General features: G+C 69.5%; 16 protein-coding genes. 3 read left to right on the top strand and 13 right to left on the bottom strand.

From position 1 onward, the window contains the following. Positions 1-4,196: 4,196 nt before the first annotated feature. From IPJ59_RS15020 to IPJ59_RS15000, 5 genes are all read right to left on the bottom strand, one after another. On the bottom strand, positions 4,197-4,358 hold the full coding sequence (locus IPJ59_RS15020; RefSeq protein ID WP_293272237.1) for a hypothetical protein: 162 nt from the start codon (positions 4,356-4,358) through the stop codon (positions 4,197-4,199). A 365-nt stretch (positions 4,359-4,723) separates the two neighbouring features. Continuing rightward, positions 4,724-4,879 carry a hypothetical protein gene (locus IPJ59_RS15015; RefSeq protein WP_293272236.1) on the bottom strand — a complete coding sequence of 52 codons (156 nt, stop codon included), beginning with the start codon at positions 4,877-4,879 and terminating at the stop codon, positions 4,724-4,726. Between the two features lie 7 nt (positions 4,880-4,886). Next, positions 4,887-5,108, bottom strand: a complete 222-nt coding sequence (locus IPJ59_RS15010) for a hypothetical protein (RefSeq protein ID WP_293272235.1) — start codon at positions 5,106-5,108, stop codon at positions 4,887-4,889. 451 nt (positions 5,109-5,559) lie between these two features. Continuing rightward, on the bottom strand, positions 5,560-5,976 hold the full coding sequence (locus IPJ59_RS15005; RefSeq protein ID WP_293272234.1) for a hypothetical protein: 417 nt from the start codon (positions 5,974-5,976) through the stop codon (positions 5,560-5,562). 617 nt (positions 5,977-6,593) lie between these two features. After that, positions 6,594-7,457 (bottom strand): protein kinase domain-containing protein, encoded by an 864-nt coding sequence (locus tag IPJ59_RS15000; protein ID WP_293272233.1) that lies wholly within the window; start codon positions 7,455-7,457, stop codon positions 6,594-6,596. 174 nt (positions 7,458-7,631) lie between these two features. Between IPJ59_RS15000 and IPJ59_RS14995 the strand changes: the two genes are divergently transcribed. Beyond that, positions 7,632-8,264, top strand: coding sequence for a DUF4215 domain-containing protein (locus IPJ59_RS14995; RefSeq protein ID WP_293272232.1), 633 nt, complete (start codon positions 7,632-7,634; stop codon positions 8,262-8,264). Between the two features lie 6 nt (positions 8,265-8,270). Beyond that, positions 8,271-8,900: a DUF4215 domain-containing protein gene (locus IPJ59_RS14990; RefSeq protein ID WP_293272231.1), complete on the top strand. Its 630-nt coding sequence runs from the start codon at positions 8,271-8,273 to the stop codon at positions 8,898-8,900. Positions 8,901-8,908: 8 nt separating this feature from the next. On the opposite strand, the gene IPJ59_RS14985 is transcribed toward IPJ59_RS14990, so the two are convergent. From IPJ59_RS14985 to IPJ59_RS14965, 5 genes are all read right to left on the bottom strand, one after another. After that, positions 8,909-9,946 carry an ice-binding family protein gene (locus IPJ59_RS14985; RefSeq protein WP_293262712.1) on the bottom strand — a complete coding sequence of 346 codons (1,038 nt, stop codon included), beginning with the start codon at positions 9,944-9,946 and terminating at the stop codon, positions 8,909-8,911. Between the two features lie 272 nt (positions 9,947-10,218). After that, positions 10,219-11,823, bottom strand: coding sequence for a fibrinogen-like YCDxxxxGGGW domain-containing protein (locus IPJ59_RS14980; protein ID WP_293262709.1), 1,605 nt, complete (start codon positions 11,821-11,823; stop codon positions 10,219-10,221). Between the two features lie 215 nt (positions 11,824-12,038). After that, the gene (locus tag IPJ59_RS14975) at positions 12,039-12,692 is read right to left on the bottom strand and encodes a c-type cytochrome (protein WP_293272230.1); all 654 of its coding nucleotides are present in this window, start codon (positions 12,690-12,692) and stop codon (positions 12,039-12,041) included. Positions 12,693-13,492: 800 nt separating this feature from the next. Further along, on the bottom strand, positions 13,493-14,188 hold the full coding sequence (locus IPJ59_RS14970; protein ID WP_293272229.1) for a hypothetical protein: 696 nt from the start codon (positions 14,186-14,188) through the stop codon (positions 13,493-13,495). 6 nt (positions 14,189-14,194) lie between these two features. Beyond that, positions 14,195-14,902 (bottom strand): hypothetical protein, encoded by a 708-nt coding sequence (locus IPJ59_RS14965; protein WP_293262700.1) that lies wholly within the window; start codon positions 14,900-14,902, stop codon positions 14,195-14,197. A gap of 165 nt (positions 14,903-15,067) precedes the next feature. Between IPJ59_RS14965 and IPJ59_RS14960 the strand changes: the two genes are divergently transcribed. Continuing rightward, the gene (locus tag IPJ59_RS14960; RefSeq protein WP_293262697.1) at positions 15,068-16,585 is read left to right on the top strand and encodes a cytochrome P450; all 1,518 of its coding nucleotides are present in this window, start codon (positions 15,068-15,070) and stop codon (positions 16,583-16,585) included. A 73-nt stretch (positions 16,586-16,658) separates the two neighbouring features. On the opposite strand, the gene IPJ59_RS14955 is transcribed toward IPJ59_RS14960, so the two are convergent. The 3 genes from IPJ59_RS14955 to IPJ59_RS14945 form a co-directional block, all read right to left on the bottom strand. Beyond that, positions 16,659-17,726 carry a PEGA domain-containing protein gene (locus IPJ59_RS14955; protein ID WP_293272228.1) on the bottom strand — a complete coding sequence of 356 codons (1,068 nt, stop codon included), beginning with the start codon at positions 17,724-17,726 and terminating at the stop codon, positions 16,659-16,661. Positions 17,727-17,731: 5 nt separating this feature from the next. Then, complete coding sequence (locus IPJ59_RS14950; protein WP_293272227.1) at positions 17,732-20,239, bottom strand: protein kinase domain-containing protein; 2,508 nt, start codon at positions 20,237-20,239, stop codon at positions 17,732-17,734. 1,232 nt (positions 20,240-21,471) lie between these two features. Continuing rightward, positions 21,472-22,815, bottom strand: a complete 1,344-nt coding sequence (locus IPJ59_RS14945) for an aminotransferase class III-fold pyridoxal phosphate-dependent enzyme (protein ID WP_293262686.1) — start codon at positions 22,813-22,815, stop codon at positions 21,472-21,474. Positions 22,816-22,820 lie beyond the last annotated feature (5 nt).

Raw genomic sequence — 22,820 nt, 5'->3', positions numbered from 1 at the left:
CAGCGTGTCAGTACCCAGCATGGGCTCGTTGGGTCACCCGGTCTGGGTTGGTCCTCGGCGGTCGGGTTGCTGAGGACGAACCGCCGTACCCCTTCATGTCCACCTCCAGTGTCTTGGACGCCCGAATGCCGCTTGCCGAGACGGGCGTCGTTTCTCAAAGCGGTTGCCAAAAATGAAGGTGCCGAAGCTGTCGACCGATGCTGATCGCGCATCGGTCGCCGATGGAGAGAATCTCTCCGTTACCCTCAAATTGGCAGCCATGGATCAGCGTATCCTCGGCGCCCGGGCCTCGAATAATGATGCCAGCAACAGCGCCGGAAGGAATGTCCGAATCGCGGATCCGACAGTGCTTGCAGGCACCCTTGAGCTCGATGTGAGGAGTTACCGTCGAACGAGCAGTTGCTCACGTAGATCGCCGTCGCAGGACGCCGCGGGAGGGCCGTGTTGAGCCCGCTCACGCGTACGCCGTCATTAAATCGGCCCAGTGTTGGACGCGACAAAGAGGCCATCAGGCTTGCCCAGCGTAATCCCACCAACCGCCGCCTCGATGTTCAGGTCGCGCAGGACGGGAGTTCCCGCCCGAATCAAAGGTGATGGCCGGGCCCTTCGGGTTCGGGCCGCCTGAGTCCGTCGGGGGATCCGCAACCCGCCGTTGCGGTGGATTCCGACCCCGGCGAGCGTGAAGTTTCGCGGAGTGGTGATGGGGTCCCGCAGATCCAGCGACCTCATCAAGGATGAGCGTCCCGCCCCAGTGCAGCGGGCCGTCCTCGCCGAGGCTGAGGACCTGGTCGAGAAAGGGCTTGAGGCATTTCCCCGCCGACCTCCTTGAGAAACAGGTACTTCGGGTTGGTGGACGTGGTATCGAGTCCGGAACATCCCGGGACAGGAGCTCGATGCCGTCCGGGCCCCGAGGACTCCGGGACCGGGGAAGGGCAGATCAGGGGCCTTGAAGTCACCCAGGCCCAGGGAGCCGAGCCGTCATTCCGGGAGCATTCATCGCATCCTCGCTCAGTCATACTCGACCTCCAGCGTGTACGGAGGGTTCGGCAGAGCTCATGGACCCACGTCGCCATTGGCTTGTAGACGCACACATCGAAGAACTGGGGGGACGTAACACTCCTGTAACTCGGCAAGCCACTCCCACTGGGTCTCCACGTCGAAGCAGCTCAGCTCCGACTGGTGCAGAGGTTGCCGTCCGCATACTCGACGGTTCGCGGACGGGTGAATCTGGGGCCGCCATGTCAGCCATGTGACGCTGCGCGTGTATGGCTCGCCCTTACAACCGTCCTGCAAGTACAGAGCGCGCTCGGTCGACTTTCCACTTTGTCGAGGTCGTCCTCGTCGATCAAGGTGCGTGGCCCGATTGGGCCGGTCGCCAACTCGTACAAGAGATTGATGTAACGCCCCTCGTGATCGATGACGCGGACACAGGAAAGCTGCCGCTGGGCCCGAAGGCCAGGGGCGGGCACTGGCCCTTCGAGTCGCCCGCGGGTCCGCATCGCGGCTCGACCAGCGCCTGCACACGCGCCATCTTTGTCACGTAACACCCATCGGGGCCGGCGTATAGTCGCACATCTCGCGCGCCACGGTGCCTGGCCCTGCGCTTCAAGGCTCCTGTGGGGTCGCAGGCGGCGTTGGCGAACAAGAGGAGGCCCCACTGGCCGCGGCAGCGAGGAGCCGTGTGAGTCGCTTGCCAAGGCTCATGAGTCCAGCCTCCGAGCCTTCAGTGTATTCAAGATAGTCATAGCGCTGGAAACGTTAAATCCGAGCTGTGTCCACAACGAATCAAGATCAGGGCTCTTCATCGCGAGGTCTTCCTCAAGGGGGAGGGATACGTTCTCCCAGTGCCAAAGAAGTTCGAGACAATTCGAGTCGCGGCGCGCGCGGACTCCACGAAGATCGCAGCATCGGGCTTCATCGGGTCCGGACAATCGCGTGGTCCACCTGGACCGCTATCGTGGCGTTATTCTCAAAACAATTGCCGAACACGACCACGTTCTTGGTGGTCTTGCCGACCAAGCTTGGATGATCGTAGTCTATCAGTGTCTTGTTATGTCCCAGGGCTGTACCCGGATCGCGCCTGGTTTGTTGCCGATGAATCTGCACCCCGAGATCAGCAGATCCGAAACGACGCCGGATTGTAGGTTCGGCAAGGCGCCTGGGGGCAGATGGGGATGGTGATCTCTGCCCCGACATCCACACCCCAGGCTTTCGCGCCACTGATGAAACAATCACGGATCCGCCAACTGTTGCACTGAAAGACCAGCTGAATGTTAGTGCTATTGTCGGTCAACTCCGCAGTGATCGATCAATACCGTGTATGTGTTCATGCCACCCTGCATGCCGTAATCGCCGTAGGCGACGCGCACACGATGGAACTGGAAGCGCCCCAAGGCGTTCGTGGAAATCGTCACCTGTCATCGGAGTACCGGACGCTCCCGATCTTGATCCCCGCATCTTGTTGGCAGTGCTCGGCCTGCTGATGTCACGCATGACGCATTTGCCGAAAAAGGCGAGACGTTTGGGTCAAACTCCTGAAAGGTAATGGCCGGCGTGGCGCCAAAATCGCCCTCGAAGAGGGAGCCGGCCCTCGCCGTTGATACCGACTCCAGCGAGCGTGAACACGGACGGGATCGTGATCGGATCCGTCAGAATGACACGCTGGTCGATGACCAGGGTCCCACCCCAGTGCGGTGAGGAAGGACCGTCGGCGATCAGCTTGTCGAGGGAGGGGTTTGAGGCAAGTCGGACCGCCGATCTCGCAAGAAGAGGAAACGGTCATTCGTGCGGGTCCGGCTCAGCGGAAACACGTGGCAGGCCGAAGTGATGATGTCGGGTCCGGGCGGGAGGGCCGGGTTTCGTGCTAGCGGGGAAGTTCTCCGGGCTTGGACAGCATGTATCGGCGTCAATGTCGTCGGCAATCCGGTATCTGCTGCGGGGTCCCCGTTGGGCTCTCGTCCGCAGTCCACGTGCAAGTCCGCACGAACTCGTTGACCTCGTCAACAGTCCACCAAACGGCATCACCAAGCGCCCCACGTGTGCCTTCATTCATGCTCAACCGCCATCGTGTAGGGGGTTCGGGAGCAGGTTCTTGACCCAGTCAGGATCGGTCGAATCGGGCACTGGCCCCAGCCCTGGAAGGACCTGAGCATGTCACCACCCCAGATCTGGGCGTCCTCTACACACCCTGGTTGGGACACATACCATATGTCGTCGCCGACAAAGTAGATAGAGCGTGTCGTGGTAAACTCGGGGTATCCACCTGACGGGCCCGAAGAGATGTATTGCGTGCCCTCGCACCGATCGTTGAGGTATTGGACGCCAAGGTCTGCTAAGTCTTTATGGAGGGTGTAGCTCTGGCATGGGCCTAGTTGACCCGACTCTGGGTCGTATTGAAGGTTGATGAAGCTTCCTTGATGGTCGATGATCCGGACACAGGGAAAGTTGCGTTTTGAGGCGGGGTCTACCGGATTACAACGATTCCAGGATTCCGCATGGATCCGTCTCCGCATCGGGCTCCACAAGAGCGTGGATGCGGTTGCCGTCACGATCGCGCAATACCCATCGCGGCGCCGGAATGGACTCGCATTGCTCGCCCTCGGTGATGCGCACGGCAATGCCGATTCTCCCGTCTTGGGCGATGGCTCTTCGTCACACGCGTTGAGCCCGGAGCCCGCTGGCCATAGCGATCAGCGAATACAGTATGGACGCTATTCGTGGCCGTCGCAGCGTCATGGGGGAGCCCGCAAGAGGTTCAGGGGTTGGAGTGCCTCCATGTCCTTCGCCTGGGTCGATTAAAACCGATGTGTGTCTCGAGAGGATCTGGCTCTGCGTTCAGGTCCGTTGGCAGACTCAGGCTCTCGTCCTTGCCAGAAAGTGGCCATAATTCGCGTGCCAGCCTCGGCCCTGACCACGTGCACGGCGGGTCCACCGTTGGCCTCGAAGCCATTGCCAAAGATAAACACACCGAAGGTCCGCCGCGCGGGATCTCCAGCTTGGATCCTGATCGCGCCGGTCTTATTGTTCCGGAAGAAACACCCGGAGATCAACAGATCGACGACGGTGCCGAGCTTTTACCCCTTGATCGTACGTCGGCGGCCACGTCGACGCCCCACCCGGCGCGTCTGTGATGATGGTGTCGCGGATCCGCCAGTGGTCGCATTTCCGGACGAGTTGGATGTTGACCTTGTTGGCGATCATTGGCAGCTGTCGATATCGACGAAGGGCGTGTTCGTGCCACCTTGCATGCCGTAGGCGCCGAACCCGGAGACACGAACCCGATGGAGTCGGAAGCGTTGGGGCGGCTGGGGCTCCTTATCGGTGACGAACTGGCTGCTGCCGATCTTGATCCCGCCCATGCTCTGGCTTTGAGCCCTGGGCCCTCGATCGCCAGGTCGCGGATATTGCCGCTGCCGCCCAGTGCATCCGCGAATGAGATCGCCGGACCGGCGAATTGCCCGAGAACTTGAGTCGCCCACCTCCGTTGATACCGACGCCGGAGAGGGTGAAGCGGACCGGGATCGTGATCGGGAAGGTGAGGGGTACCTCCTCGTCGATGATCAAGGTACCGCCCCAGTGTTGGCCCTTGCTCCCCTGTTGGATCACGCTGTCAAGGAAGGTCTTGAGGGCAGGTCTTGCCGCCGACCTCGCGCAGGAACACGAAGCGGGGTTGGTGATGGTATCGCTGTCTGGGAAGAGCTTGCACGCCTCCGGGGCCCTGGGCTCACCGCCCGCGGTCCATGAAGGAATGCAGCTTGGGCAGGGGATTCGCCGGATCAGACTCGCGCGGATGTTCCGGGCGATCCAGGGCCGCGAGGATGGCGTTGTACTCGTTGCACTCGTCAACGGTCCAAACTTTCGCTGCCGTGAACTGGGACATGGCCGTGCTATCCGTTGGAGCGGACGCCGATCACGGTGGCGACGGTATCGTTGATGACCTTGAGCTCTTGGCCTGGGTCGACGACGAGGTCGTGGAACCCCACGTCGGCCTTGAGCTTCTCGAAGTTGAGTTTCGCGCCTTGCTCCAGTGACTCCTGTGCGTTGGCAGTGCTCTGGATGTTGACGGTGACGATGGAGGTGTGTCGAGAGTGATTTGTGTAGAGTGCCATGGTTTCTCCAGTTCTGAGCGTCAGGCTGCGCTCTTCAGCGCGGGCGACGGACGAGCACACCGCTAGCTTCGCCGGACATGATGGTGCTCGCACCGATGTTCCGGGTAGCGACCAACGAGAGTTTGAGGAAGGCACCGGGATTGGTGCCGCTGTTGCTGACGGCGACGGGCGACGCGGGCGAAGTCGTGTTGACGGTGACCGCCAGGGATTGTGCCCCAGCCGGGCTTACGGAGAACTCGCGGGGGGTCCGAGTCGCAGGGGAGGATGTTCGAAAGGACGAAGGCTAACGACCCATTGATGGCCTTGAGTTCTTGGCCTGGCTCGCGTTTCTCCAGTGACTCTCCTCCGTTCGGGGTGCTCTGGATGTTGACAGTGACGATCGACGTGTAGTGTGAGTCATTCGTGTCGAGTGCCATGGCTTCCCCCGGATCTGAGCGTCAGGCTGCGCTTTTCAGCGGGGCCGCCCGACTAGTACACCGCTAAACTCGCCGTACATGGTTGTGCTCGCAACGCCTCCCTGGGCAGCGACCAGGGAGAGCTTGAGGAAGGCACCGGGATTGGTGGCAGATTTGCTGACGGCGACGGGCGACGCGGGCGAACTGGTGTCGACGGCGAGCGACAGGTATTGTGCCACGGTCGGGTCCTCTGAGAACTCGCGCGGGTCCGATTCGCAGGGGAGGGTGTTCGAGAGGACGAAGGTGAACGACTGGGTGGCGAGCGAGATGCTCAGGGAGTGGATTCGAATGATCAGCTGGATGTCGTAGAATTGTGAGGTGTTCAGGGCGCGGACCAGTCTAACGGTCGCTGTGGCGGAGGCGCCCAGGTAGGAGTATTCGAAACGCGTAGGGCCAAACAGGTCGATCAGCATCGCATTACTCATGTTGCATACCTCTCTCGCCGCAGAGGTTCTCATATGAGGCGGGGCATGTGCGCGCCTGGCAAACTTAACGGTTCCAAGCGTGTGTGAATGCATGGGGTTTCGGGCCTCATGTTCGCCGGGATGAACACCTGTCCCGAAGGCTAGGTACGCGCCCGGTGGGCGGCGAGGTGGGCCTCCGACATCGGCAGGCCCGTGGCGATCATACATGAACGACCAGGCGAGCCGGAGGGCGAGGTCCGGGTCTACTCGCCGGGCCCGGCGGCGGAACCCACTCGCGGCCTCGCTGAGCCCCGGCTCGTAGTCGGGCCGAGGCCGAGAGCGGCGAGCGGGAGAAGGCGAGCCAGCGCGTGCGCATGCCCGACGATCGCGCCAGAGCCCGACGCTGACAACTGCGGTCGCTAACCCGGCGGCAGGCGCAGTGCTCCTGGTGCGCACGGTGCCAGGCGATGCGCCGTTCGACGGTTGCGTTCCGCGGCATCACATGCCGCTCATGCCACTCGGTGTTGATCGTCACGACGGTGCTTGCGCCAAAGCTCGTGCGCGGGTAACGGCGCAAGGGTGCCGTTGGGATGATCGGGATGTACCAGGTCTGGTCTGCTTCAGGGTCAGTCGTGGCCCCAGGGTGAAGCATGTTCCCGTTCAGGAGGATGCTGCCGATCGGATCTCCGAACTCGTGAAGGGCCGCGAGTGGAGGGGCGTACGCGTTGCCCTTCGAGCGGTCGTTGCCCGCGATGCACCCCGAACGACAGGACTTCCTCACCATCGATCAGGACATCCGGTGCGGCCAGGGAGCTGGCGATGCCGGGCGGTGGCCAAGCGGTGGCCAAGAAACGGGTAACTCCAAGGCAAGGAGGGTCAACCCAGGGCAGCCGATTTTCCCTCCTACCCCGTCCAGGCTGGAGATCCGCGGCATTTCGCGGCGTCGGGGGTTCGGAAGGAAAATCGGCCGGATTCGGGCTTGAAGTCGCGGTGGACCAGCCCGGCCGCGTGTGGGCGGCCCAGGCCGCGGCCGGCCTGGGTGAAACACGGCGAGGTCTCGCGCCAGGACGGCTGGCGCTGCTGCCAGGCGCGCAGGTGAGGCCGTCGACGAACTCCATGGCGATGAAGACCTGGCCGCCCTGCAGCATGCCGACGTCGTGCACGGTGATGACGTTGGGGTGGGTGAGGCGGGCCATCGCCTTGGCCTCGCGGAGCAGGCGGGTCGCGCTGGCGCGGTCTTCGTCGCTGGTGCCGGGGCCCGGGCTGCGGATCTGCTTGACGGCGATTTTGCGGTCGAGCTCGGGGTCGTAGGCGGCGTAGACCACGCCCATGCCGCCGGCGCCGAGGCGCTCGAGCACGATGTGGCGGCCGATCATGTCGCCGCGCGAGAGCTCCGCGTCGGGGTCACGCGATGGGGCGGGGCGATCGCCGGGCTCGTGGACCGTCACGGCGTCGGCGCGCACGGGCGCTGGACGCAGCGTGTCGAGCATCGCGGTCGTCGCCGTGGGTGTCAGCGTCGCCGCCGCTTCATCGCCACCTGCGGTCGCCACGGTCCGCGAGTATAGCGGGGCGGGGCGCGCCAGGTGGGTGCGCTCGCGCGCATTGTGAGTGAGCGTCGGTCGTGGAGCCTTGCCTGGGCTGGGCGGTGGGTGTCTGCTGCGACGATGGCAATACGGGGATATGGGTGGAGTGGGGTGGTGCTGGTGGTGCTCGTGGGCTGCGGGGACAGCGGTGGGCGCGACTCGAACTCGGATTCGGCGTTCACGACCGTGCCGGTGACGGCGACCGGCGGTGCGGAGTCGACGGGCGGGGCGCCGACGACGGGCGAGGGCCAGACGAGCACTGGACCGACCTCGCTGTCCGGGGCGACGACGACGGGGGATCCCGTGACGACGGGCGACGCCAGCAGCGGCGGCGAGGCGAGCAGCGGCGCGGGGCCGGTCTGCGGCGACGGCAACGTCGACCCCGGCGAGGATTGCGACGACGGCAACGACGTCGAGACGGACGCGTGCACCAGCGCCTGTGTGGCGGCGGCCTGCGGCGACGGTCTCGTGCAGGAGGGCGTGGAGCCCTGCGACGACGGCAACGACGTCGAGACGGACGCGTGCACCAGCGCCTGCGTGGCGGCCAAGTGCGGCGACGGCATCGTGCAGGAGGGCGTGGAGGGCTGCGACGACGGCAACCAGGTCGACGACGACGCGTGCAGCAACGGCTGCGCGCTGCCGGGCTGCGGCGATGGCATCAAGCAGCCGGCCGAGGCCTGTGACGACGGCAACATGATCGACACGGACGCGTGAACCGGGATGTGTCAGGCAGCCATCTGCGGCGACGGGTTCATTCAGGCGATGGTCGAGACCTGCGACGACAATGGCGAGAGCAAGCTCTGCGACAAGGACTGCAGCGCGGCCAAGTGCGGCGACGGGCTGGTGAACATGGCGGCGGGCGAGGTCTGCGACGACGGCAACATGGTCGACACGGACGCGTGCCTCGGCACCTGCGTGGCGGCCAAGTGCGGCGATGGCAAGGTCCAGGCCGGGGTGGAAGATTGCGACGACGGCAACGTCAACCCCAACGACGGCTGTAGCGCGCGATGTGCAAGAAGGGTTGCCGCGGCCTGCCTCAACAATCCCAAGTGGACCGCGGTGACCTGCACCACGACCAAGTGGATGTGGTCGAGCGACAAGGCGCAGGCGATCACGCTGGCGGACGCGAACACCAAGAAGCTGCTGTGGTCGGGCTGCAGCCACGCGCCCTACGCCGACACTTGCAGCCTCGACGGCAAGGGCTGGGTGTCGACGATGGAGTACGTGATGGCCGGCTGCAACGCGACCTGGTATCACCTCGGCGGCGAGTACACCGGCAACTGCGGCGGCCACGACGGCGACAAGGTGCGCCGCCTCGCGCTGACGCAGAACGACTGCTACGACTACTGAGCCTGCGCCTACGGGGCGGGTTCGGAGATCGTGTTGCTGCTGAGGGTGATGGCTGTCTGCGCGAGCAGGCGGCCATCGAGCGAGGCGCCGGTCTTCATGCTGATGCCGGTCTGGCTGAGGACGACGCCCGCCATGTGGCTGGTGGTGCCGAGCTTCACGGTGCCGTCGACCTGCCAGAACACGTTCCTCGGCACGGCGCCGCCGGTCAGGGTCACCTCGACGGCGTTGGCGACGACCAGGTCCTGGGCGATCTGGAACACCCAGACCTCGGTCGCGTTGCCGGTGAGCGTCACGTCGCTGGGGATCTGGAGGCCGGTGCCCCACTTGTAGACGCCGGCGGGGAGGACCATTCCGCCGATGTTACCGGCGCCGAGCTCGATGACGTCGGGCGCGCGCGAGGCCGCGTCGCTGAACGCGAGCTGCATGTCGCCGATCGCCGAGGTCAGCTTTGTGGGCGTGGGTTGTTTGTAGGTGGCCGCGTAGATCTTTCCGCTGACCTGGGTGGATGTTGCGAACTCATTGCTGGGATCCGCGATGAGGTTGAATCCGGTGATGTAGGTCGCGGCGGCCGGGCTGACGCCGAGGTCGCCGGTGATGGCAGATTTGGGGACGTTGGAGATCCCCGTCTTGGCGAGGAGCACGTAATTGCCGGCGGTCCCGAGGTCGACGGGGCTGCCAGGCTCCACCGGGTCGCCGGTGCTGCCGCTGGTGTCAGCGGTGGTGCCCGCGTCGCCGGTCGAAGTAACGTCGCCGGTCGCTGCTGAATTGCTCGTGGTGCTGTCCCCGGTGGCGCCGCCGCCCTCGGTTGGGTCTGGTTCGCTGGTCGTGCTCATGCCGCCGGTCTGGCTCCCGCCGCCGGTGGTCGGTAGATTGGCGGTCGTGGGAGTATCACCGCTCGAGTTGCTCTCATTCGTCGAGCTGCCGCCGCCGGTGGCGTTGCTCGTCGTTGTTTGACCGCCATCGTCGCCGCAAGCCGCGAGGAGCGGCGCGCACAGCAGGACGATCGCGGTGAGGCTGAGCGGGGGGAAGCGGAGGAAATGTGGCACATGGACCTTCGGCGACGATCGTCGCGACGGCACCAAGACGTCGCGTTGTAGGTCGCGGGCGGCCCAGCATGGGGGGCAGGTCCGGGTCGTCAAGTTGGGGGCCGCGATGCCGCTCTCGGGCCACGGTCGGCGGATCGTGGCGCCGATTCGCCGGATCCGCGACTTGGCGCGCAGCGGGCGCCCAGGGCCTCATGTGAGGGTTGGCGCGGGCGCGCGATCGCTGCGGGCAGGCGGGTTGTTGGAGCGGGGGACAGCTGCCGATCGCGGGGCGATCAGCGAATATAGTACGACATCTCGTTGACGCCGGAGTAACCGATCGAGGTGGCGACCGGGTCGCCGCCGCATACGGTGGCGCTGGTCGAGGCGAACTGGTCGGGCGCGCCCGCGTAGCCGATCATCGGGTGCGGGGAGGGCCAGTACTGGCCGGCGAAGGTCGGGCAGGTCGAGCAGCAGCCGGAGTAGAACCAGGGGGCGCCGCCGTTGTTGTTGACGCAGGTCTGGCCCGGGCCGCTGTTCTGCGTCGACAGGATCGTGTTGTTGATCATGTTGACGGTCGCCGTGAGGCCGGTGATCGTCGCGCTCACGTCGTCGACGACGACGGTGCCGTTGCTGCCGACGTAGAAGAGCGGGCTGCACGACTCGCCGTTGACCTTGCGCAGGCGGTGGACCAGCATGTGGCGCTTCTTCTGGGCGAGGTCGTCCCACCATTTGCCAGCCAGGCGGAAGCCGTCGCCGGGGGCGACCGAGCCGACCGTCTTGTTCTGCCAGTCGGCGTAGCCGGTGAACAGGGCGGCGGTCTTGGCCGAGTCCCAGACGGTGCGCTGGACCAGGGTCCAGCCGCCGGTGTCGGTGTCCATCTCGCACTCGACCTGCATCTTGGGCTCGGGGCCGGGGCCGTCGAGGTCGACGTCGTAGAGGCCGGACTTGGCGGCGGGCGTGTTGTCGTGGATGTCCTGGCAGCTGAGGCCGAGCACGCACTTGTTGACCTTGCAGACCTTGGTGCCGCAGTCGGGGCCGACCAGGCACTGTTTGCCCTCGGCGCAGGGCTGGCAGGAGCCGCCGCAGTCGACGTCGCTCTCGCTGCCGCTGACGATGCCGTCGTCGCAGGCGGGCGGCTTGCACAGGGTGGTGCAGGCGTCGCTGTTGTCGTTGTTGCCGTCGTCGCAGGTGTCGACGCCCTCCTGGATCTCACCGTCGCCGCACTTGGCGATCAGGCAGGTGGGCAGGCAGGCGTCGGTGGCGATGTCGTTGGCGTCGTCGCACTGTTCGCCGGGCGAGACCTTGCCGTCGCCGCAGGTGACGAGGGCGCACTCATCGGTGCACTTGGGGTCGCCGGGGGCGTCGCAGGCCTCGCCGGGGCCGAGGTGGCCGTCGCCGCAGATGTTGAGCTGACAGTTGCTGACGCAGGCGTCGTCGTCGATCTTGTTGGCGTCGTCGCACTCCTCGCCGGCCTGGATGAAGCCGTCGCCGCAGGACGGCAGCTTGCAGGTGGTGGTGCAGGTGCCGAGGTCGTTGTTGTTCGCGCCCTCGTCGCAGGCCTCGCCGGGGTCGACGTTGCCGTCGCCGCACACGGGCGCGGGCGCGCCGGTGGTGTCGTCGGAGCCGGTGGTCGTCATGATGACGCCGCTGGTGCCCGGGTCGGTCATCATGTCGAGGGTGGCTGCGGTGCCGGAGCCGTCGTCACCGCTGGTGCTGCTGGTGGGCGTGCCCGAGGTGGTGGGCGAGCCGGTGGTCGAGCCGTCGGCGGTGGACGTGCTGCCCGCCGACGCCGAGGACGACGACGCGCTCGCGCTGCTGGTCCCTCCCGAGTCGCCGCACGCGGCGAGCGCGAGCGTGACGATGACCAACGACGTGACAAGACCACCCCGACCCAACATGCCATCCATACGATCGCTTGTACCGCAGTGCGCCGGCGGGGACAAGCGGCGCGGATCGCCACGGGCCGGGCGGCCGCTGGCGGTGCGGGCGGTGCGAGGGCGGCGCAGGAAGTGTCGACATACTGCGCCGCGGAGATATCGGGAGATATATTGGTAGTTGCGGGTTGTCTGCGGCGCCGACCAGAGTCAATCGGGCAGGCTGGCGTGATTGCGGCTCAGCGGGTGTGCAGGTAGGCGATGAGGTCGGCGCGGGCGCTGGGGGCGAGCTCGGTGCCGAAGCTGTGGCCGGCGATCGGGCCGGGGCCGTGGGCGCCGCGGGTGTAGGTGGGTCGCAGGCGGGCCGGGCCCAGCAGGTCCTCGAGGGTGGGGACGACGCCGTGGTGGAGATAGGGGGCGGCGTCGCGGACGGCGGTGAGCGGGGCGGGGCGGTAGAGGCCGGTGCCGCGGGAGCTGCCGTTGGCGAGGGCGGGGTCGGTGCCGATGTCGGCGGCGGCGATCGGCGGGCCGGCGCCGTTCGGGTCGCTGTGACAGCTCGTGCAGTCGCGCTCGAAGATCGTGCGGCCGCGGGTGATCGATGCATCGGCAACGATGGTGGCGTGCGCGGGCGGCTCGAGGCTGTAGAGATACATGGCGAGGGCCCAGGCGAGCTCGCGGGGGGGTCGGCTGCGCTCGCGGTTGGCGTGGAGGATCTGCGTCTCCTGGCGGATAGCGAGGGCCAGCGGGGCGTCGTCGCCGATCGATCGGTGGCGCAGGGTCGCGGCCTGGGTGAGCGCGGTCTGATCGCGGAGCTGCCAGAGGTCGGGGATCGCGACCGGGTCCTCGTCGTCGTCCTCGGTGATGTCGGCGCGGCCGGGGCCCCAGCTGGCCATGCGGCGCGCGAGCTCGGGGTCGAGGGGGGCGCCGGTGTCACGGTGGTAGGCGAGGCGCAGGCGGCCGTAGTCGAGGTCGCGGCGGGCCCGGCCGGCGACGACGTGGCCGGCCTCGACGGTGCTGTGACACAGGGCGCAGGTGATGCCGACGCGGGGCTCGCCGTCGACGTCGATGAAGGCGACGGTGCCGGGGACGCTGCCGTCCGGGGCGCTGATGAGGCCGACCTCGCGGGCGAGGGCGGGGCGGGTGAGGGCGTGCTCGGCGAAGATCTCGGGGCGCAGCGGGTAGCTGAAGAAGACGCGCTCGCCGAGGGCGACCCAGGCGGCGAGGGTGGTCGGGCGCTGGCCGTCCCACAGCGGGGTGGCGTCGGCGAGGGTGAGTGGCGCGGCGCCGAGGCTGGCGATCAGCCTCGGCGTGACGGGCTCGACGCGGGGGTTCCACGCGGGCAGCAGGTCCCAGCCGAGGGTGACCTGGCCGTAGCTGCCGAGGCGGGTACGCGAGTAGAAGTTCGCGGGGTTTTGCAGCGAGCGCTCGAGGGCGCGGCGGCGGGCGCTGGGGTCGTCGAGGTAGCGGAGCGACTGGGCGAGCGACTGGGCGAGCAGCCAGGGCTCGCTGAAGGGGCGGCGTCAGGTTGGCCGACGCCGTCGCGTGGCGCGCTGGGGACGGCAGCGGGGTCGCTCGCGGGTTGCGGCGGCGCGGCGCGGGCCGGCGGGTCGCTCGCGTCGCGCCGATCTTCGGCGGTGTTCGGGTCGCAGGCGAGGAGGGCGAGGGCGAGGCTCGGGGCGAGGCGGGGCATGGCTCAGGTCTCGACCATGTCGAGCTGACGGCGCACGAACTCGGGCGAGCGCACGGTCTGCTCGCGCTCGTCGACGGAGACGTCGAGCTCGACGATGTAGGGCTGGTTGTCGATGCTTGCGGATGCACCGAGGACGCGCTGGACCTGCGCCCAGTCGGGATCGCCGAGCTTGTAGGCGACCTGCAGGGACGCGTTGGCGGGCACCTGCTCGTCCCACGGGAGGTAGCCGTCGCGCTCGCTCCAGCGGGTCGGTGTACGGGCGCGGAGGGGGCTGAGCTCGCGCTTCTGGGCCGCGTCGAGGAGGCGGACGCGGAGGACGCGGAGTGTGCCTGGGAGGGCGCCGGTGTTGGCGAGCGAGAGCTGGACGGAGGACTGGGCGCAGGCCATGCGGCTGTCGCCGGAGCGCTTGGCCTCCTCGCCGAGGTTGCGTCGCTGCTGGCGCTCGGTGGTCGATCGTTCGGCCTCGCGCTCGGGCGCGGTCGCGGGGGTCGGGGGATCGGGGCAGTCTTGCTCGAGCTGCACCGAGGCGACTGCGATCGTGATGGACGCGGTCGCGGTTGGGTGATCGGCGGGAGGGGGGTCGGCGGGCGTGGGGTTGGCGACGATCGCGGGCGGGTTGCCGCGGGTGGTGGGGCCGTCGTGCGGGGTGCAGGCGGCGAGGAGCAGGACGATGAGGAGGGCAGGGGTGCGCGTGGACATGGGGCCTCAGGTGACGATCATGTGGACTTCCTGGCGCAGGAATTCGCTGGAGCGCACGGTCTGGACGGCCCCATCGACGGCGACCTCGAGCTCGAGCAGGAACGGCGTGGTGTAGAGATTGGCGCTGCCGAGCTGGGTCTGGACGTCGGGCCATGCGGGCTCGTCGAGGCTGTAGGAGGTCTTGAGCGTGGCGCCGGGGAGGATCTGCTGATCCCACTTCTGGTAGCTGCCGGTGTCGCTCCACAGGCTCGGGCGGCGGGCGTTCAGGGTGCCGAGGGGCTTCTTGCTGGCGGCGTCGAGCAGGCGGATGGCCTTGATGGTGAGGGTCCCGGGGGCGTCGCCAGCGTTGCTGAGGGCGAGCTGCATGGTCGATTGATTGCAGGGCGGCTGCCAGGGGCCGGCGTCGGCGCTCCGCTTGGCGCGCGCCAGCGGGGCGCCGGCCTGGGGCGGCATCGGTGAGCCGAGCTCGCCGGGGGCCGGCTGGGCGGGGGCCTCGGCGGCGGTGGTGCTGGCGGGGACGACGGGCTCGGGCGGGTCGGGGCAGTTCTGTTCCAGGGTCACCGATGCGATCGCGATCTTCAGGTTCGCGTGCGGGGTGGTGGTCTCGGGCGGCGGCTTCTCGAGCTCGCGGCTGGTCGAGGACACCGGGGCCTCGTGTGCGGCGCAGGCCGACAGCGAGAGGGCGAGCAGGGCGAGGTGGAGGCGTGCGAGCATCGTGGCCGGGATTGTGCCACCGCTGGCGGGTGGGTGGCTCGGCGAATTCGGGTGGGCTGGCCCGAGAGACAGGTGTGTGGCCAGGAGGGCGCGGGCGCGCTGACCTGGGATCGCCACGCGGGCCCGCGTGGTCGTGGATCGCAGACCCGTGATACGGTCGGATCCATGAAGTCATCGGTCAGCGAGCGGTCGGGCGGAGCGAGCTATTTGCGGGACGGGGTCCGTAACTGGTTGCAGGATCTCCGGCGTACGCCGTTCGCCAGGCGCCCGCTGCCACCGGGGCCGCCGCGGCGCGACCGGCTCAACGGCCACCTGAGCGAGATTCGCGAGCTCGGCTACGTCCGGGCCATGCGGTTGTGGACAGACACCTACGGGTCCCTTGTCATGACCTATCTCGGTCCGCCGGTGCTTGGCCGTCGATTGCTCGTGATCACTGACCCGGCGATCGCCGAGCAGGTTCTCACGCAGGAGGAGCGCCGAAAATTCCTCCTGCCTCAGGGCGCGCCGATGGTCTTCGGCGACAAGGCGGTCTTCTGCACCGATGGCGACGCCCCGATTCATGCCGAGCGGGCTTGCCTGTATGCTCGTCACCTCACGCCGCCGCTGCTGCGCCGGCATTCGGCGCTGATGCGGGAGATCTGGGATGAGGCGATCGAGCGGATCGCTACGATCGCCGTGGGCGCGAGCTCGGCGCGGCGCTTCGGCATCAACGCCGAGGTCCTGCGGGTCGCCCAGCGGGTCGCCATCCGCTGCTGGCTCGGCGTCGACGTGTGCGAGCGGGAGGCCCACGAGGCGCTGGAGCGCTACTACGATCCCGGGAGTTTGCTCAGTCAGTCCTTCTTCGATTCGCTGTACTTCGTAGGCGCCGCACAGCGGGTCGAGAAGCTGCGAACGACCTATCGACCGATCCTCGAGCGGGCGCTCGATCGGATCGTGGCGCTCGGCGACCGGTGGGAGGACGAGGCGCCCGAGCTCGGCTTTCTCCGCCGCTCGCTCGTGCACTTTGGGTGGGACCTCGCGCGCCTCGGGGCGGCCGACGGCGGGGACCGGCGGGCCCTGCTCGACGATCTCGAGATCTATCGTCATATCTTCAGCGCGATGCTGCCGGCCGTCGGGTCGACCGGGGGGACCATGCTGTTTCTCCTGCACTACCTGGGTTGCGACCCCGGGCTGCAGGACGAGCTCGCGGCCGAGCTGGCCGGGGCCGACCTGCTCGATCGGCCGCGGCCGACGCCCTTGCTCGGTCGCTGCATCAAGGAGACGCTCCGGCTCCACCCCGAGGCGATCGGGGTCAGCCGCTACCTCGACCAGGCGCGCGAGCTAGGCGGCTTTCATGTGCCCGCCGGGACCTTCCTGTTCGTGCACCTGCATGGTCTCCACCGCGATCCGAGCTCCTACCCCGATCCCGAGCGTTTCGACCCCGCCCGCTTCGTGGACCCCACCGCGGCCCACGGGGGGCGCTGGGCGGGCTTCTCGCTCGGACGCATGTCTTGCACCGGCCGCTCGTTCGCGGAGCTCCACATCAGTCACTTCTGTCGCTCCCTCCTGGCCCGGCGCCGGGCCAGGGTCGCCGCCGGGGAGCCGCTCCTCGACAACGACTATCAGGGGTCGGTCACGCTCCAGCCGCGGCCCTTCGAGGTCGAGTTCGAATGGTCCAGGATGTCCCGAGAGACAGGAGTGTAATCAAGGACCACCTGGGGCCTCAGCGCTCGCCGCGGTTGCCTATGAACAATGTCCTGAGGGACAGGTGCGTGGATTAGAAGCGGCCGACCAGGGTGACGCCGGTGGGGCCGAGGAAGGCGCGGGGGCGGCGGGACTGGGGGCGGTCGCGGGTGCGCAGGAGGAGCATCACGCCGGCGGTGATGAGGGCGGCGCCGGCGGCGAGGGCGATGCCGCCGCCCCAGTCGGTGTTGTAGAGGTAGCGGCACTGGCCGGCGCGGTCGATGTCGTCGCCCGAGCACTGGCGGGTGTAGGGGCGGCCGTCGAGGGCGAGGAGGGTGACGCCGGCGGCGGCGGCGGGGATGCCGACGAACAGCGAGGCCCAGCCGGCGGCGCGGAAGCGGGCGACCTTGGGTTCGCGGCGCAGCGGGACCTCGAGGCGCTCGCGGACGCCGGGGACCAGCTCGACGCGGCGCTCGTCGGTGACGTAGCCGTCGAGGCGGACCTGGACGACGTGCTGGCCCTCGAGCAGGGTCTGCTCCGTGGGAGTGAGGCCGACGAGCTTGCTGTCGACGAGCACGAGGGCGCCGGGCGGAGTGCTGGTGATGGCGAGGCGGGGCGGGCCCTGGACCAGGTCCTCGAGCTTGCGGCGCAGGAGGGCGCCCTGGGCCTCCATCAGGGCGCCGACCTCGGCGAGGCCGCAGAGGTCGCAGCGCTCCTCGCTGGAGGCGAGCACGCTGCCGTCCTCGGCGGCGAGGAGCTCGAGGCGGACGAGGTAGTCGCGGTCGTCGACGGTGACGACGCTGCGGAGCACGAAGTTGGCCTTGCTGTCGCGGCGGAGGGCGGCGAGGCAGCGCGGCTCGCTGCAGCCGCCGGGGGCGTGGCGTTCGACCTCGGCGGGGTCGACGACGGCGAAGGCGCCGCGGGCGAGGCCCTGCTTGAGGTGGGTGAGCAGGCGGGCGGCGAGGCTCTCGTCGTCGCTGCCGCTCAGCGTGAGCGAGAGGATCGCCAGGCGCGAGTCGGGGCGGGCGCGGGTCGTCTCGGGCTTCGCGGCGGGCTCGCCTGGGGGCGCCGTGGTGGTTTCGGCGGGCGTCTGGGCGTGGGTGGCGGCCGGGCCGAGGGCCAGGGACAGGGCGACGAGCGCGGCGAGGCAGGGGCGCGGCATCGAGGTCATCCTCCGAGCTTCTCGCGGACGCGGGTGAGTCGCTCGGCGGCCTTGGGGTGGCCGAGCTCGGCGGCCCGCTCGTAGCGCAGCTGGGCGTCGCTATAGCGGAACACCTTGAAGTAGGCGTCGCCGAGGCGCAGCAGGTAGTCGGACTTGGCCGGCTCGGCGCGCACGGCCTTCTCGGCGTACTTGACGGCGCGGTCGAAGTTGCCGCGCTCGAAGGCGATGTCGCTGAGGCCGATGAGGGCGGCGGCGTTGCTGTTCCACAGGTCGAGGGCCTGGTTGTAGAGCTTCTCGGCCTCGGCCGTGTCGCCGCGTCGGCGGGCCGCGTCGCCCTGGCTGCTGAGCGCGCGCGAGCCGTCGGGGTCGCTGGCGACCGGCTCGTCGGGCTCGGGCGGCGGTTCGGGCTTCGGGTCGGCGACGGGCTTCAGCTTGAGTCGACGGTCGCGCTCGAGGCGGGCCGGGAGATCGTCGTCGGGGACGATGAGCGGCTCGGGCTCGGGCTCGGGCTCCGGCGGCGGGGTGACGACGGCGACGATGGGCGGTGGTTGCTTGATGGGCGGGTCGAGCTCGTCGCCGGGCTCGAGCAGGCCCTGCTTGCGGAACACGGCGGTGAGGCGGTCGCGGCCGAGGGCGCTGCCGCGGGCGGCGTCGCGGGCGAGGGCGAGGGCGCTGCCGCGGGCGCGCACGCGGTCGGGGTCGGCGAGGATGCGCAGTGGTTCGGCGGCGATCAGCTCGGCGTCGCCGAACTGACCGGCGGCGGCGCGCTGCTGGAGGTCGCTGAGCTGACCGACGGTGACCCCGGAGCGCTCGCTGGCGTGGGCGTCGGTGGGGACGAAGACCATTGCCTGGACGTAGTAGTCGCGGGCGTAGGGGCGGGAGAGCGGGTCGTCGAAGTAGCGGTCGCCGAGGACGATCAGCGACTCGGCGAACTCGGCCCGGAGCCCGACGGCGGCGTCGAAGGCCGGGGTGGCGGCGGGGCCCTCGAAGTGCTCGAGCTGGACGACGCGGTTGTAGGCGGTGTCGCGCGGGTCGACCGGCGTGGGGTAGACCCACTGCATGCGCCCGGCGGCGTCGCGGGCCTCGAGCTGGAGGCGATCGATCGCCTCGAGGTCGGCGCCGCTGGGGTCGGCGCCGCGGACCAGCGCGAGGGTGACGACGACGGCCAGGGTCGACGCGCCGACCAGCGCCGCGGGCCACAGCCAGCGGCGGCGCGTGGCCATGTGGACCTGGTCGGGCGTGAGCGCGGCGAGCAGGGTGTCCATCGACGGGTGGCGGTCGTCGGCGCGGGTGGCGAGGCCGGTCTTGAGGGCTTGCCACACCCAGGTGGGCACCGGCGTGCCCTCGGGCGGCGGACGCAGCTCGCCCCCGGTGACGCTCTGGCTGAGCTCGGCGAGGGTGTTGCCGACGAAGGGGGCGACGCCGTAGAGCGAGCCGTAGACGGCGACGCAGAAGCTGAACTGGTCGCTGCGGGCGTCGGCGTTCTGGCCGAGGTGCTGCTCGGGGGACATGAAGGCCGGGGTGCCCATGATCGTGCCGGCCATGGTGAGGTTGCTGGTGAGCACGTTGGCCGGGGCGCTGACGCGGAGCAGCGCCGAGTCGTCCTCGGGGGCGCGCATGCCCTCGGCGCGGGCGAGGCCGAAGTCGAGGACGCGGGCGCGGCCGTCGTCGCCGATGAGCACGTTGTCGGGCTTGAAGTCGCGGTGGACCACGCCCTCGCGGTGGGCGCCGGCGAGGCCGCGGCCGGCTTGCAGGTACATCTCGAGGGCCTCCTCCCAGCCGCGCTCCTCGGCGGAGAGCCAGTCCGAGAGGTTGATGCCCTTGACGAACTCCATGGCGACGAAGAGCTGGCCGTTGTCGAGTTCGCCGACCTGATAGACCTGGACGACGTTGGGGTGGGAGACCTTGGCCATGGCCTGGGCCTCGCGCTTCATGCGTTCGCGGCCCTGGGCGCCGGCGCCGACGTCGTCGCGGACGACCTTGATGGCGACGCGGCGGTCGAGCTCCTCGTCGTAGGCGGCATAGACGACGCCCATGCCGCCGGCGCCGAGAGTGCGGAGCACGGCGAAGCGGTCGATGCGGGGCGGGCCGCCGCCGCGGACCATGGTCTCGTCGAGGAGCTGGGGCGGGGCGGCCCCGGGGGAGCTGATCTGGGTCTTGTCGAGGCCGCTGATGCGCAGCGCCTCGGGCTCGCGGAGGGTGGTGCGGTCGGTGCCGGCGGCGGGCGGCGGCGGGGTGGGATCGCGGGCCGGGTGGCGGGCGGCGGGCGGCGGGGCGGCGTGCGGCGGGGCGTGCAGGGTTTCGCCGACGTCGCGCTGCGGGGCGCGCGGGGGCACGGTTGCGCCGAGCTCGGAGCCCGCGGCGGGGCCAGGCGCCATCGTTGCGCCGAGCTCCGGGGCCGCGGCGGGGCCGGGCGCCATCGTTGCGCCGAGCTCCGGGGCCGCGGCGGGGCCGGGGGCCATCGTGGCTCCGAGGTCGTCGCCCGTGGCGGCGCTGGGCTGGGTTCGGCGCATGGACACGGACGCTCCGAGGGTCGCAAGCGCGGGAGGAGGGCGCAAGGTCCGTGTGTCGCCTGGACACTGCTGGGATTACAGAGGGCTCGTTCTTGAGCCCGGCGACGAGCGCGGGTTGTGATGGGTGTGGGCTGCAGAGGCGCTCGGGTGCCGGCGTGACTGGCCGCGGCGGCCGGGCGGGCCGCCCCCGCCCCGGGGGCCCCGCGCTGGGGGGGGGGGGGGGGCGGCCGCGGGGCGGAGGGGCGGGGCGCGGCGCTCGCGGGGGGGGCGGCCGCCCCCGGGCGCCAAACCCCCCCCCGCCGAGGGAGAAGGGGGAGCCCGCGGCACGAGGCCCGGGGGAGGGGGCGGCGCGCAGGGGGCGCGGGGCGGGGGGGAGGCCTGGCGGGCCGGCGCGGCCGGCGAGCCGACCGCGGGGCACGCGCCGCGAGCCCGGACCCCCAACCGAGGCGGGCGGGAAGGGGGCGCGGACAAGCCGGCCGCGAGCGCGCGTCAAGCGCCCCGCGGCCCGCGGAGCCCCCCCCAACACCCGCGCCGCCCGCGCCGCACCGCCCGGCGTGCGCCCCCCACCCCCCCGCCCCCGGGAACCCCCCCCCCCCGGAAACCCACACAACCCCCCCCCCCCAAACCCGCCCCCCCCCCCCCCCCCCCCCGGAAAACCCCCCCCCCAAAAAACCCCCCCCCAACCCCCCCCCCCCCCCCAAAAAAAACCCCAAAAAACAACCCCCCCCCCCCCCAAAAACCCCCCCACCCCCCCCCGCCCCCCCCCCCCCCCCCCCCCCCCACCCCCCCCCCCCCCCCCCCCCCCCCCCCCCCCCCGGCCCCCCCCCCCCCCCCCCAAAAAAAAAACCCCCACCCCCCAAAAAAACCCCCCCCCCCCCCCCCCCCCCCCCGGCCCGCCCCCCCCCCACCCCCCCCCCCCCCCCCCCCCCCCCCCCCCCCCCCCCCCCCCCCCCCCCCCCCCCCCCCCCCCCCCCCCCCCCGGCACCCCCCCCCCCCCCCAAACCCCCCCCCCCCCCCCGGCCCGGAAACCCCCCCCCCCCCCCCCCCCCCCCCCCCCCCAAAAACCCCCAAAACCCCCCCCCCCCCCCCCCCCCCCCCCCCCCCCCCCCCCCCCCCCCCCCCCCCCCCCCCCCCCCCGCCCGCCGACCGCCCCCCCCACCCCCCCCCCCCCCCCCCGGGCCCCCCCCCCCCCCCCCCCCCCGAGGCCGGCACCGCCGCACCCCATCACTGGATCAGCCGGTGACGACCGCGTCCGTGATCTCGAGCCCGCGATCGATGATTGCAAAGCCCTCACGCAGCTGCTCGGGCGTGATGCACAGCGGCGGGTTGCACATGATGTTCCACCAGTGCGAGATGGTGTAGAGCCCCGCCTCCTTGAAGAAGCCCATGAGCTTGTCGATCGCGGGGTGCGAGCCGCCGTAGGGGGCCATGGGCGTGCCCTGGCGGTCCTTTTGCAGCTCGATGAGCCCGAACAGTCCGAGCGCGCGGTGGCAGCGGATCGACGGGTGTTTGCTTTGCAGCGCGGCCATCTCGGCGAGCATGACGTGCTGCATGCGGGCGGCGTGGGCGACCAGGTCCTCGGACTCCATCACGTCGAGGACGGCCTCGGCGGTGGCGAGGCAGAGGGCGTGGGCGTTGTAGGTGAGGCCGCCGTAGAAGACGTTGTCCTGGAAGTGGCGGGCGATGCGATCGCTGACGGCCATGCAGCCGAGCGGCATGTACGAGCTGGTCAGGCCCTTGGCCATGGTGAGGATGTCGGGGACGATGTCGCCGTGTTCGAAGGCGAACATCTTGCCGGTGCGACCGAAGCCACACATGACCTCGTCGCAGATGAGCAGGATGCCGTATTTGTCGAGCAGCGCGCGCAGGCCCTTGAGCCAGCCCTGGGGCGGCGGGAGGATGCCGTTGGTGCCGATGACGGTCTCGATGATCATCGCCGCGATGGTGTGCGGGCCCTCGTATTGCAGCAGCTCCTCGAGGTAGATGAGGTGATTGCGGGTGCGCTCCTCATCGGTATCGCCGAAGGAATAGTTGTAGGGGATCGGGTCCATCACGCGGATGAAGCCGGGGGCGCCGGGCTCGTTGGCGAGGCGGCGGGGGTCGCCGGTCATCATCATGCCGGCGTGGGTTGCCCCGTGGTAGCTGCGGTAGCGGCTGAGGATCTTGTGGCGGCCGGTGAACAGGCGGGCCGCCTTCACGGCGTTCTCGTTGGCCTCGGCGCCGCCGAGGGTGAAGAAGAATGTATTGAGGTCGCCGGGGACCAGGGCGGCGAGGCGCTTGCTGAGGCGGGCGCGCGGGGCGGTGGCGAGGCTCGGGGCGACGAACAGCATCTGGCTGTCGATCGCCTTCTTCATGGCCGCGAGCACGTGGGGGTGCGAGTGGCCGATGTTGACGCTCATCAGCTGGGAGTTGAAGTCGAGGTAGCGCTTGCCCTCGGGTGTATAGAAATACACGCCCTCGGCGCGTTCGACGGCGATCGGGTGGACGGCGCTGCCCTTCGACCACGACCACATCGTGTATTGTTTGCAGTCGTCGACGATCTCTTGGCTGGTCATGGTGGTGGAAGGGCTGGTCATGGTGG

This window comes from Nannocystis sp., assembly GCF_016714285.1.
GTDB lineage: Bacteria > Myxococcota_A > Polyangia > Nannocystales > Nannocystaceae > Nannocystis.
The sequence above is the reverse complement of the archived record's forward strand: the minus strand, read 5'-3'. Positions and strand labels throughout refer to the sequence as shown.